The sequence below is a fragment of the Algoriphagus alkaliphilus genome (assembly GCF_900103735.1).
Lineage (GTDB): Bacteria > Bacteroidota > Bacteroidia > Cytophagales > Cyclobacteriaceae > Algoriphagus > Algoriphagus alkaliphilus.
This window is the reverse complement of the sequence record NZ_FMXE01000004.1, coordinates 118390-130699: the sequence shown is the minus strand read 5'-3', so window position 1 is coordinate 130699 and position 12310 is coordinate 118390. Positions and strand designations below refer to the sequence as shown.

Here is a 12310-nt window from a genome sequence, read left to right as displayed (position 1 = left end):
TAATAAAAAGATAAAAATACCCTTTAAAGCAAGAGACCGCAAGCCCGAAGGCTCTTATTTCAGACAAAAAAGTATGATTTAAATCAGTGTCTGTCCTGACCATTATTACCTCCAAAATCTCCCGAATGGCCTGTTTTTTTCTCTAAAATTACTTTGTCTAATTTCTCCCAAAACCTTCAATCTATGGATCACTTTGTCATCAAGCGCAATGGAGAATACGCACCATTTGCTCCTTATAAAATAGAAGATGCCCTGAAGAAGGGTTTTCAATCTGTTTCAATTTCTTATGACCTGTCCATTTTCAACAAAATACTCGGTCATCTTGAATCAAAGACTGTCTGGGCCGTTGAAGAAATCCAGGATCTTATTGAAAAAGAACTTTTTGTCGCAGGATACTTTGATGTAATGCGCTCTTTTATGCTCTATCGCCATACCCGTAAAATGCAGCGGGAGCATGTGGCAGGACTTAATGAGGACACGACCTTAGTGGACAGCACACAGACTATCGAAGAATACATCAGTCAATCCGATTGGCGAATCAATGCCAACGCCAATACCTCCTATTCCAATGCCGGCTTGGTCAACAATGTGGCTGGAAAAATCATCGCCAACTACTGGCTGGATAAAGTTTACAGCAAAGAAGAAGGCTATGCCCACCGCAATGGAGACATTCACATCCATGACTTGGATTGCCTCACAGGCTACTGCGCAGGATGGAGCCTAAGAGGCTTATTGAATGAGGGCTTCAACGGTGTGCGTGGTAGGGTCGAAAGTAAGCCTCCTTCCCACTTTCGGGAGGCTTTGGGGCAAATGGCCAATTTCCTGGGAATATTGCAAAGTGAGTGGGCAGGGGCACAGGCATTTAGTTCATTTGACACCTATTTGGCACCGTATGTTTTCAAGGATCAGCTTTCCTATAAAGAAATTGAGAAAGCCGTACGCTCATTTGTCTATAACCTCAATGTGCCCGCACGCTGGGGCCAATCGCCTTTCACCAATGTGACGCTGGATTGGGTTGTTCCTGAGGATCTCAAAGACCAAATGCCGACTAAAAATGACCTGCACCTTTTCATGGGTATCGATTCGGATTTGCTGATGGAAAAGGCTAAAAAGCGAGGCGTGAATTCTTTGGAAGCATTGACCTACAAGCATTTTCAAGTGGAAATGGACCTGATCAACAAGGCCTATTACACGATCATGACCGAAGGAGATGCCAATGGGCAGCCTTTTACATTCCCCATTCCCACGGTCAATATCACTGAGGATTTTGATTGGTATGGATCCAATACTGATCTTCTTTTTGAAAACACAGCCAAAATCGGATCTTCTTATTTCCAGAATTTCATCGGAAGTCAATACACTGTAGATGAAAATGGACAAAGAGTCGAAAATCCCCATGCCTACAAGCCCAATGCTGTCCGGTCCATGTGTTGCCGACTTCAATTGGATTTGAGAGAATTGTTAAAAAGGGGAAATGGACTTTTTGGGAGTGCAGAAATGACAGGTAGTATTGGCGTGGTGACGATCAATATGGCTAGACTGGGCTATTTGTATCAAGGAAATAAAACTGCCTTATTCGAGCGAGTGGATTTCCTCATGCGGATTGCCAAATCAACCTTGGAAAAGAAAAGAGTCTTTATTCAGGACATGTATGATCGGGGACTGTATCCCTATACTCAGCGCTATCTGAAGCATTTTCGAAATCATTTTTCCACTATCGGAGTCAACGGACTCAATGAAATGATCCTCAATTTCACGGAAGGATCTGAAGATATCACGGGAAATTTTGGTCAAAAAATAGCCTCAGAACTTCTGGAGCATGTACGGCGAAGAATGAAGGAATTTCAGGAGGAAACCGGTAACCTCTATAATCTGGAGGCCACGCCTGCAGAGGGTACCACTTACCGATTTGCCAAGGAAGACAAGAAGCGTTTTCCGGAGATTATCCAGGCTGGAATGGGTGAAAATATTTATTACACTAACAGCTCCCAAATCCCGGTGGACTATACCGACGATCCATTTGAGGCACTTTTCCTTCAGGATGAGCTCCAATGCAAGTATACCGGAGGCACAGTCCTACATCTCTACATGCGTGAGATAATCTCCTCGCCTGAAGCCTGCCGCAGACTAGTCAAAAAGGTCCTTTCCAACTTTAAGCTTCCTTACATCACCGTGACTCCGGTATTCAGCATCTGTCCGATTCATGGCTACCTCAATGGAGAGCATGAGTACTGTCCAACATGTGACGAAGCCCTTTTGAATGATTTAAACCAAAATCCAATACACCATGCAGACAAGCACTGAACAAATCAACACCAAGTATTTACTCGAAAACCATGAGGAAAAACGCACAAAATGCCTTGTATATACCCGGGTAATGGGCTATCACAGACCCGTGGAAAGCTTCAACATCGGTAAAAAAGGTGAACACAAGCAGCGCACCCACTTTGTCGAGTAGCCTGGAAAAGGGGAGGCCTGTCTTCAGTATCTCCCCTTTTACGTTGCTTGACTTCCCGGATCGTACAGGCTGCATCCTGTGGTTTGCCGGCTGCAACATGCGCTGCAGCTATTGCTACAATCCCGAGATTGTGCTTGGCAAGGGTAAGCGGAGTTGGGGGCATGTTCGTGAATTTTTGCTTTCCCGTAGGGACCTATTGGATGGAGTAGTATTCAGTGGAGGAGAATGTACGATTCATCCTCAAATTATATCTTTTGCTATGGAAGTAAAAGCCATGGGGTTTGAAGTAAAAATCGACACAAACGGCAGTCGGCCCGAGGTACTTCGCCAGTTGGTTGAGGAGAAATTGGTAGACTATGTAGCCTTGGACTTTAAGGCTATGGCAGGCAATTACTGGAAAATTACCCGATCAGACTTGTTTTTAGCTTTTGAAAAATCGCTCGAATTCCTACTCTCCTCATCCCTTCGATTTGAAGTTCGGACCACCATTCATTCAAAGCTTTTGACTGCAGGAGAAATAGAAAAAATGGAGGATTGGCTGAGAGAAAAAGGCTACACCGAAACCTATTATCTTCAGCATTTTAATGGGGATAAGGAGACCTTAGAAGATTTGGGGAAAAGTCAAAAACCTGTTTTGAATCAGAATGATGTAGTTTGGAGAAATTGAGTTTCACTATTATAACACAAAAAAAACCGTCATAGAAGTAGTGGGATGATTGTCAGATCATGTGAAGATGGACTATTCAATAATTCAACCCATGTCCAAACTTAAATAGCGCATATCCCTCTTTTTCTTGATGACCCGGTACGTCGGATAGGTTGGATTTAACGGCCTCTACAGAGACTGGGATGGTGAAAGGCAATTTCCCGGAAGGTCTGACTTTCCCGCTCAAGATGTCCAGAATAGCCTCAGGGGTTGCGCCGAAGGTAGCTACTAAGGTGTGAAGTCCTTCTCCCTCAATCTCCGAAATAACCCAAGGATTGGTGAAATTGATAACAGTAACCGTTGGTTTTTTGGACAAAACCCCATTGACATAGTCTGTATTGATCTTGTTTTTGCTCAGACGAACATCGATCTCGGAACCGTCGCTACTGAATAGAGAGCTGAAGTGTGGATTAAGCCAAAGGACGACCAAGTCAGCCTCATCTTGTGTTGCCACGAGCTCAAATCCCCAAGAAGGGTCAGAGGAAGTAAAAGGAATTGATGGAGGGGTGTCTTTTGATTTTTCAAAATAGGTTTCAAAGTAAACTTTGGTTTTTGGTTTGATCGGAAGAAGATGCTGATCGTTTTTTAGCAAAACGATAGACTTTCGCATGGCTAGGTCACCTGCTTCCTGAAATTCCGGATTACCCACCAATTTTTTGGCTTGCTCTACATCGACATATGGATTTTCGAAGAGCCCCAAATCAAACTTTTCTTTGAGCAGTCGGAAAATGGATTCATTGATCCGCTCTTCAGTCACATACCCCATTGTCACAGCAGCCATCAATTGCGTGGGATCTCCCGTACCCGAAAAAAGATCCACTCCAGCTTCAATCGCTTTTCCATAGCGCTCCTCAATGCTGTATTTTTCCATACCCCAAGGTTGCATCTCGATAGGACCGGTGTCGGAGTTGATGATTCCCTGAAAACCCATTTTGTCCCGCAACAAATCCTTGATGATGCCTTTGTTGTAAGCAAAAGCCACTTCTTCGTATTCGGTTCCAATCGGTTTGGCATAATATGGCATGATCGCAGAAGTACCCGCATCGATGGCTGCTTGGAAAGGCTTAAGGTGATAATCAAACATTCCACCGGGATAATGCTGATCTTTGCCGAAGTCAAAATGTGGATCTTGTCCTTCCACTTGCGGACCTCCACCTGGGAAGTGTTTTGTTGTCAAAGCAACTGAGCCAAGTCCCAATTTTTCCCCTTGAAATCCTAGAACCACTTCCCGCATCATAGCTGCTGCCCAATCTGCATCTTCACCAAAAGTACCTTCGTTTCGCTGCCAGCGAGGTTCGGTGGCAAGATCAGCCATGTATTGATAACCTTTTCTGATCCCAACTGAAGCCCATTCCTGTCGGGCGATGTCGGCAAACTTTCTGACCAATTCCAAATCCCTGGTAGCTGACAGCCCAAGTTCTCCCGGCCATTTCGAGAAGACGGTTGCGCCTTGACTCAGCCCGATTGCAGCATCCATGGTGATGTGATTTCTTGGGTTGGAAGCCACAATGGCTGGAATACCAAGTCGAGTATCCTCACAAAGAGCTTGCAGGTTATTGCTCCATTCAGCCATAATTTCTGCGTTGGTATTTGCCCTGAGGATGAAGTGTCGAAGATGACGCTCTTTGACACCTTTGGTCGTGCCGGAGGCTGACATTAGCGGGGTGGCAAGGGGTTGCCTTGTAAACATATTGTTTGGCTGAATCAAATCTTCCTCATTAAACCCGGATGTGATTTCTCCTCTGGGAGCTCCGGGTTGAAAAGCAAAATCTCCCGCAAGACGGGTGGTGCTGATCAACATAAAACCGACTTTTTCTTCCAAAGTCATCTGAGCAATCAGATCATTTATTCGCTGATCTACCGGCAGTCTCCAGTCTTCGTAAGGGTCAATTGTACCGTTTTTGTTGAGGTCTTTAAACTTATATTCTTCAATCTCAAGGAGGGGAGCAGTTCGATTGCCAAGATCGGGTTGGGTGAATTTAGGACTGGAGGTGCAGGCAACTAATAGTGCGGAACCAAGAAGGATAAGCCAAAGTGAGTTTCTCATAGAGATAAGCAGTGATATTGAGTTGGATAAATCTCGGGTTATCAAGCCATTGATGAAAGCTTCAGCGATGGGGTTTTACGGAATCGATTTCTGCCTCTATGACTAAGGTTACGGTAAACAGGTGATTTTCTGTTCATCTTGATGCTAATCAAACTGACCATGGAAGCTACGCTGGAAAATCACTGGGAAACCGTCTATCAGACCAAAGACACCACCAAAGTCGGATGGCATCAGACTAAGCCACAGATTTCCCTGGATTTCATTGGCAAAGCGAAACTAGCAAAAGACGAAGCAATTCTGGATGTAGGAGGAGGAGATAGCAAATTAGTGGACTATCTCTTGGCGGATGGTTTTCAGGATATTACGGTCTTGGATATTTCTGAGGCAGCCTTGGAAATGATCAAACATCGTCTCAAGGAAAGGCAAGTTCAAGCAAAGTTTGTCGTTTCTAATATTCTCGGTTTCCATCCTATAGAAAAAATTTCGCTTTGGCATTATCGAGCTGTTTTTCATTCCCTTAATGGGAAAGGGGAATAAGAAAAGCCCGCCTGATTGCCTATCGTGAGACTTCGCACGATCCAATTGTTAACCTATGGGCCTTTGTGGGTTCATTTTTGGGATTGGGTAGCATTGGATTGATGCAGAATGTCTTCTACGCAATTGGAAATCTTGATGCTCTTTTTCTGATTGGGGCCTTTGGAGCAAGCTCAGTTTTACTTTTTGGGATGACAAATAGCCCCGCTGCCCAACCCAGAAAACTGATTTTCGGCAGCATTATCTCAGCTTTCATAGAAGTCAGTGTCTACCAGCTTTTCTCGAGTACGGATTACATTTGGATTTCGCCGGCTTTGGCGGTTTCCTTATCCATTTTGGTTATGCAGTATACCAAAACACTGCATCCTCCCGGTGGTGCCATTGCAATGATTGCAAACATTGGTTCTGAGGAAGTGAGGGAAATGGGCTATTTCTATGTGATCAATCCAGTTATAACAGGAGTATTGACACTGTTCGTAGTCTCGATTTTGATCAAAAATCTTTCAAAAAACAGGCTGTATCCCTATCAGGAGGGCAATATCCGAGAAATGAAGTATCTGGAGAAAATCCAATTTTGGAAAAGACTTTAGTTTTTACCTAATCCAAAAAGGATCACTTTCGTTTTCTTGAAATTTTTCCCGGTCTCCGGATTTGGCGATTGTCTCCAACTGCTCCACGGAAGCTTTTTCTTGAATCACCGGGAAAAGTATTCGTTCTTCAAACCGGATATGGCGTTCAAGTTCCTCTTCGATCTGACCCAAAGTTTTTTCAGGATCTTCCCATATGGAAAATAGCTTTCTAAGTCTTTTATGTTCACTCAATGCCTGCTTGATTAGTGGGTATTCTTCAGAAAGTATTGGGAAAATGACTTTTTCTTCTTCCTCAAAATGGGCTTCCAGGTAATTTTCCCAAAACCATTGACAATACACTTTCATGCGTGAGGGTTCGATTCTGAGTTTGAAACCTTGTCTGATTTTCCAACAAAGTAACAGTCCATGGTGATGGTCGTGGCTGAGATGTCGGAGAGCCGGGTCGCGCTTTAGAGGAGTTAGGGGTGACATGATTTGGATAGTTGAAATGAATTGAAATTATAGGATAGGGTGGACAGAAGAATTGCGGTAATAGTTGATTTTTAAGTTAAACATTTCCGCCATTCGTTGTCCCTGCCATTTGGCCCGATCAGCTTTTTCTCCGGTGAAATTTTCATCCACCGTCTCAAAAAACAACTCAATCCATTGCTCAAAGTGAGCTTTGTCTACGGGAAGATGAGCATGAGGAGTAAATGGACTGCCATAATAGGTGTGTTCTTCCAATAAGACGGTCTGCCAGAATCGATACATTTTCTCCAAATGCTCCGGCCATCGCTCTTCAATCACCGAGTTGAAAATATCTTTCAGCATTTCGTTTTTTCGTACTTTCCCATAAAAGCTGTCAACTAGAATCTTGATATCGCTCAGGGTGGTGATGTCTGATTTGTTCATTAGAAGAAGGATTTATATTGATCCGGATTCCAGTACATGATAAAGTAAAAGAGGGCAAATCCGACAAAGGATATCACTGTAGCCCAGACCCAGGCCGGAATTCCTTTGGGGGTCTCAGATCCTCGGATCAGGAAGAAATCATTGCGCTCACTGCCATAGGAATTGATGGTGACGGGTACCTGATCGGTGACTACCTCTCCATCATGTAGCCCCAATACTGAGATTGAAGGACCGTTTCTAACCTCGAAAGAAACTGTTTTGATCCCTTCCTTACCCGATGTTGACTGGGCCACAATTCGTAACTGATGCTTGCCGTCCGGGATTTTTGTGGTGTCCAAAACAAATTTTACCGGAGGACTAAACTCTGCAAAAGGCACCGGATCCTCATCTAGAAAAACCCGGATTTTTCGATTGTCATTCATAGGTCAGGCTGTTGAGTTAGAATGATGTTTTTGATATGATTTGGATTTCGCTCTCCGGGTTTAAGCAGGTATTTGAGACTGAAAATCAGCGTAAGTACCACGAGTATGACTGCCAAACCTATGATGTAATAGTCGCTTTCTGCCTGTGGACCGGTACCGTGACTGATTTCCTGAAGTAACTCCGGCTGATTTCGCTTGCATACCTCACATGCCAAGACCTGAAGTACTGATGCAAAAAAAATCAAAAAACAGAGCATATATTTTTTCATGGTTTCCAGTAGTTATTTGCCCTGGCGATGGTTTGAAATTCCAAGGCAATGACTTGTGCTGAGGCAATAAGCTGAGCGGTGTCTTCGGCGTAATCCGCACGTAGCTTTTTTCGCACATCAGGATTGGTTTGGATCGCTGCAATGGATTTTCGGGAAAGCTTGATGGCCAGATCCCTTCCTTCTTGAGGGGTAGCAGTGATAAGGGATTCGAGGTAGATTTCTGAGGATTGCATGGTGTAGGGATTATTGTTTTTGGATAAATTTTCGGATTTCTGCGACCTGCCCGGGTGTCACCGCAGGAGCCTGATTTCCCCAGCTGTTTCGCTCATGATTGGCAATGGCAGCGATTTCTTCATCGGTCAGAAGATTGGCAAATCCGGGCATTGCGCCAAATTCAGGCCTCGCATCGTAACCGGACAGAATGATTTGCACGAGGATATTGGCATCAGGGTCGTTGACAATTTTGCTTCCTGCCAGAGGAGGAAAAGCCCCTGCGATTCCCTCTCCTGATGTTTGGTGACAGGCTGCGCAGGTTTCTGCATAGAGCTGAACTCCGACCAGATCAAGTGATTCTTGTCCATCCGCCTGATCTTTCTTTTTTCGTGTGGAGGGGATAAAGTCCGGCCCTAGGTTTTGACCGACATCGATTTGGACTAGTGACTGAAGGTAGGCGATCAGGGCCATGGCCTCCGGTTTGGCAACGAGCTTGTAGCCAGGGTTTTTAAGCAAATCATCGGATACGGGCACCAGCACATCTTTTTGAGTGACCATGGCGGGTGATTTTTCTTCAAAAAGCCAAGGGTAAGCCGGCATAATTGATTCCTTGACCACGATTCGCGGATTGTAAAGGTGGAGAAGGTGCCATTCTTGTCCGGGCTGTCTTTTGCCCACCTCAGTGAGGTCGGGGCCAGTTCGCTCACTTCCCAGGAGTGATGGGGATTGGCGCCAGAGATCCAAGCGCTTTTTGCTGTAGTAATAATCGGAGGCTAAAGAGGGTCTTTGGCCCCAGACTTGGTCCATTTCGATATTTCGAACTTGCTGCGTATGGCAAGCCATACAGTTTTCGGAGACGTAGACCCGTAAACCTTTTAGTTCTTCGGAGTTTAAGTCTTTCATCCCGGGTAGAGGCTTGACTTCCTGCATTTGCAGGGCAGGTATAATTGCGATGACAGTACTCAGCATCGCGAAACCAAGAAATGCGGTTGCAAAGAGTAGTTTATGATTTTTATGAAAGTCAAACATGGCAGAATAAGTTAAGCTTGAGCAGAAGAAAATGGAGTGGTAGGTCGGACAGGGGGACGTTTGTCTTTTTTTGCCATTTCATAAAAATTATAGGCAAATACTAGGTGCGAGACAAACATCAAAGACCCACCAATCGCCCTCCAAACCCAATAGGGCTGCATTAAGACGACTGATTGGATGAATGGTTCTCCTTCTATCCAGCTCAAACCCCGAAGCGTGCCTCCTGCCATCAAGGAGATCATATAGGCAAAAAGCCCTACAAACGCCATCCAAAAGTGAATACCTACTCCCAAACCGGGAGGTTCATTTCCGGTGACTTTTGGTACTATAGAATACATACATGCCCATAGAAGAAATGTGATGATCCCATACATGGTCATGTGCGAATGGGCTACATTAAAATCCGTAAAATGCCAGATAAAATTGGTCAGACGAAAAGCTTGTAGACTTCCTTGCGTAGATCCCACAAAGTAAAACACCACGCCTACCAAGAAAAAGGGCAAAACGTAGCTTTTGGAAATAGCACTCCAACTTCCTTTCATAGTCATCAGAAAATTGGTCGTGCCGGCGAGTACCGGAATAAACATTCCTACGCTGAATACGATGGCCACAGTCTGCAGCCACCAGGGTAGGGGACTAAATACAAAGTGATGGGTACCGATTAATGTATAAAAGAGCATCTGTGTCCAAAATGCCAGGACCCCAAGAGAGTAGGAATAAATTGGTTTGTTTAAAGCAGTGGGCAAATAATAGTAAACCAATCCCAGGGTAAAGGTCATAAACCACATGCCGACTCCCTGATGCATGTAATAACCTTGAATCACTGTTTCGCCCAGTCCGTCTTGGTAGCTAGGCAAATACCCGATCACTACCAATGTGATGGTCCACATCAGGCCTCCCATCAGGTACCAATTGGAAATATAAATTTCTGAGATCTTTCTGTCAGCTACGGTTTTATAGAAATTATAACATGTCAAAATCAAACCCAAAGCGAAGAGTAAGGCCACCGGCCAGATGTATTCCCGATACTCGCCTCCTCCATTGTTCACCCCACTCATGAGCAGTATATTCCCGACCAATACGGCAGAATTCATGAGGTACCAAGCAACCTTGGCCACAGTATAGCTGAAAATGGAAGTGTTGGAGGTACGGGAAATAACAAAATACCCCAGACCAACCATAGCCAAAGAGGCCCAGCCCCAAAAGACTGTATTCGTGTGTACAGGACGGAGTCTACCAAAGGATAACCAGGCGCTTTGATCCATTTCCGGCCAGATAAATTTCATTCCGACATATTGACCGACCAGAGTTCCAAAAACCAACCAAAAAACTGCAGCCCCCAAGTACCAAACCAACAGATTACGAAGTGCTACGGGAGTTTCTAAGCGGAGTGTTTCCCTCATTTTTTCATCTACGAGCGGATTTTCTGGATCATGGGTGATTTTGGTGACCAATCCTCGGCCGTCGTCGATGGAGTTCGGGCCGGAGAGTTCATTGCCCGTCAGGCTGTAGGTTTTCGCTGCTTTTCGTTTTTCTAAAATCAGATCCAATTCTTCTGCTTCCAAATTGATCAATTCGGATTTCAGAGACTCCTTGTTTTTGGATTCCGTTTTTTTCTGCAGGTGTTGGATCAGGGTAGAAAGCCTTGACCCAATGATGATAATCGCGACAAAAGAAACGATGGCAATGAGCAAAGCTGTACCGATAATTCCCGGACTTGACCACCATTGCGCTGTGTTTGGGTTGGGTACAGTTTGGGCTTGGACCTCAAAGATTGAAAGTCCCAAAAGAAATAAAATAATTGTAGTGCGTTTCATATTTATATTTTTTTTCATTGGCCACATAGCCTGTCCTGTCCGTCTCGGCGGATCGGGAGAATCCCGCATGGATTATCCCCGATAGCTATCGGGGGGCATCCCAGTGTGTGTCGCTTCCGATAAGCCTATGGCAGACAGCCATGCTCGATTTCACTAAGAAAATAGAGACTGTTCCATTGGATGCGTTCCTTCAAAAGGAACGGATTTTTCGAACTTTATTTCCGACAAAAATGTCGACAATAAGATCAAAAAAAGTTGACTCAACGGACCAAAATAGTTTTGCCAGATTTGATCCCATTTGCCAATTCCAATAAGCTGGTACTTGCCAAAGCTTGTTTTAATTCTGATCTGATTTTTACAAATTTAGTATGCATGGGACAAGGCTCTTGGGCATTGCATTCCCTTAGGCCCAGTCCGCAGCCGGAAAAGATGGCATCTCCATCAATCACTGACACGATATGGATGACCTTAATTGATTCCATTTGATCTGATGGAATGTAAAAGCCCCCATATGGACCTTTTAGTGATTCTATTAACCCATTTTTCACCAATTCACTCAGAATTTTGGCCGTAAAAGCTTCCGGCGAACCTACATTCTCCACGATCTCTCCAATTTTTACCCGCTCGCCTTTGAGCGATTGAGTACCGACATAAATCATGGCTTTAATTCCGTATTCGCAGGCTTTAGAAAACATCAAAGGGTGTTTAAGTTTAAGTAAAAGTATGATAAAAATCATTTCCGACAAAACTATCGCTAATAAAAGTCTCATTTGTTATCCTTCCATGATTCAGTCATCGAAGAGGACTTTGTACAGAAAAAAGGGGCAAAATCGAAGAGTTTGCCCCTTTCATCAGTTGTAATGGTTAAACTTAATAAAGTTCGTATTGAAGAATAGTTGGTGTCATTTTGATCTCTGTTTTGATGGAATGGGAAATCAGACAAGCCTTTTCAGCCTTTTCCAAGACTTTGATCCCCCGTTCTTCTTTTTCTCCGGGGCTTAATGTCAATTCTGGAAAAAGATGGATTTCTGTCATCATCCATTTACCGTCTTGTTTGGCTAGGATGCCCTCTGCTCGGCAGGTGAATTTTTCGAATTTGAGGCTGGAATGATCCGCTACCGATAGAAAGGTGGTCATCAGACAGGAGCTTACCGCGGCAGTAAACAAATGCTCCGGTGACCAGATGCCGGGTATTCCGTGAGGGAATTCAGGCGGAGTAGCACATTCAATGATGGTTTCCAGTTCGGGGCTGCTGAGTTGTCCGATCCGGCCCTGCGTCCATTCTAGTTGGACTGCATAATCATGGGTGGCTTGGTGCATAGTGAATTTAATTT

General features: G+C 44.4%; 15 protein-coding genes. 5 read left to right on the top strand and 10 right to left on the bottom strand.

The features are described 5' to 3' along the window. Window positions 1-183: 183 nt before the first annotated feature. The 3 genes from BLQ81_RS03130 to BLQ81_RS03125 are packed head-to-tail and all read left to right on the top strand — an operon-like array spanning window position 184 to window position 3125. Window positions 184-2304 (top strand): ribonucleoside triphosphate reductase, encoded by a 2121-nt coding sequence (locus BLQ81_RS03130; protein ID WP_092728491.1) that lies wholly within the window; start codon window positions 184-186, stop codon window positions 2302-2304. Continuing rightward, window positions 2288-2458, top strand: a complete 171-nt coding sequence (nrdD, locus tag BLQ81_RS22900; protein ID WP_139183554.1) for an anaerobic ribonucleoside-triphosphate reductase — start codon at window positions 2288-2290, stop codon at window positions 2456-2458. The genes BLQ81_RS03130 and nrdD overlap by 17 nt, the downstream gene beginning before the upstream one ends. Beyond that, a complete protein-coding gene (locus BLQ81_RS03125) occupies window positions 2424-3125 on the top strand; it encodes an anaerobic ribonucleoside-triphosphate reductase activating protein (RefSeq protein WP_245693153.1) in 702 nt (233 codons plus the stop codon). The genes nrdD and BLQ81_RS03125 overlap by 35 nt, the downstream gene beginning before the upstream one ends. A gap of 76 nt (window positions 3126-3201) precedes the next feature. Here BLQ81_RS03125 and BLQ81_RS03120 read toward each other — a convergent pair whose 3' ends face one another. Further along, the gene (locus BLQ81_RS03120; RefSeq protein ID WP_092728490.1) at window positions 3202-5211 is read right to left on the bottom strand and encodes a glycoside hydrolase family 3 protein; all 2010 of its coding nucleotides are present in this window, start codon (window positions 5209-5211) and stop codon (window positions 3202-3204) included. A 159-nt stretch (window positions 5212-5370) separates the two neighbouring features. Between BLQ81_RS03120 and BLQ81_RS03115 the strand changes: the two genes are divergently transcribed. After that, the gene (locus tag BLQ81_RS03115) at window positions 5371-5748 is read left to right on the top strand and encodes a class I SAM-dependent methyltransferase (protein WP_175454161.1); all 378 of its coding nucleotides are present in this window, start codon (window positions 5371-5373) and stop codon (window positions 5746-5748) included. Further along, window positions 5745-6335 carry an HPP family protein gene (locus BLQ81_RS03110; RefSeq protein WP_092728488.1) on the top strand — a complete coding sequence of 197 codons (591 nt, stop codon included), beginning with the start codon at window positions 5745-5747 and terminating at the stop codon, window positions 6333-6335. Before BLQ81_RS03115 ends, BLQ81_RS03110 begins: the two co-directional genes overlap by 4 nt. A gap of 3 nt (window positions 6336-6338) precedes the next feature. On the opposite strand, the gene BLQ81_RS03105 is transcribed toward BLQ81_RS03110, so the two are convergent. The 9 genes from BLQ81_RS03105 to BLQ81_RS03065 all read right to left on the bottom strand — a co-directional run bounded on the left by BLQ81_RS03105 (window position 6339) and on the right by BLQ81_RS03065 (window position 12296). Next, window positions 6339-6806 carry a hemerythrin domain-containing protein gene (locus BLQ81_RS03105; protein ID WP_092728487.1) on the bottom strand — a complete coding sequence of 156 codons (468 nt, stop codon included), beginning with the start codon at window positions 6804-6806 and terminating at the stop codon, window positions 6339-6341. A gap of 27 nt (window positions 6807-6833) precedes the next feature. Further along, window positions 6834-7226 carry a group III truncated hemoglobin gene (locus BLQ81_RS03100; RefSeq protein WP_092728486.1) on the bottom strand — a complete coding sequence of 131 codons (393 nt, stop codon included), beginning with the start codon at window positions 7224-7226 and terminating at the stop codon, window positions 6834-6836. Further along, entirely contained in the window at window positions 7226-7648 is a 423-nt protein-coding gene (locus BLQ81_RS03095) for a cytochrome C (protein WP_092728485.1), read from the bottom strand. The genes BLQ81_RS03100 and BLQ81_RS03095 overlap by 1 nt, the downstream gene beginning before the upstream one ends. Then, the gene (locus BLQ81_RS03090; protein ID WP_092728484.1) at window positions 7645-7917 is read right to left on the bottom strand and encodes a hypothetical protein; all 273 of its coding nucleotides are present in this window, start codon (window positions 7915-7917) and stop codon (window positions 7645-7647) included. Before BLQ81_RS03090 ends, BLQ81_RS03095 begins: the two co-directional genes overlap by 4 nt. Continuing rightward, entirely contained in the window at window positions 7914-8150 is a 237-nt protein-coding gene (locus BLQ81_RS03085) for a hexameric tyrosine-coordinated heme protein (protein WP_092728483.1), read from the bottom strand. Before BLQ81_RS03085 ends, BLQ81_RS03090 begins: the two co-directional genes overlap by 4 nt. A gap of 10 nt (window positions 8151-8160) precedes the next feature. After that, a complete protein-coding gene (locus tag BLQ81_RS03080) occupies window positions 8161-9159 on the bottom strand; it encodes a cbb3-type cytochrome c oxidase subunit II (RefSeq protein ID WP_092728482.1) in 999 nt (332 codons plus the stop codon). An 11-nt stretch (window positions 9160-9170) separates the two neighbouring features. Beyond that, window positions 9171-10976, bottom strand: a complete 1806-nt coding sequence (locus BLQ81_RS03075; protein ID WP_245693151.1) for a cbb3-type cytochrome c oxidase subunit I — start codon at window positions 10974-10976, stop codon at window positions 9171-9173. Window positions 10977-11236: 260 nt separating this feature from the next. Then, window positions 11237-11671 (bottom strand): RrF2 family transcriptional regulator, encoded by a 435-nt coding sequence (locus BLQ81_RS03070; protein ID WP_092728605.1) that lies wholly within the window; start codon window positions 11669-11671, stop codon window positions 11237-11239. A gap of 175 nt (window positions 11672-11846) precedes the next feature. Further along, window positions 11847-12296, bottom strand: coding sequence for an OsmC family protein (locus BLQ81_RS03065; RefSeq protein WP_092728481.1), 450 nt, complete (start codon window positions 12294-12296; stop codon window positions 11847-11849). Between the last annotated feature and the right edge of the window lie 14 nt (window positions 12297-12310).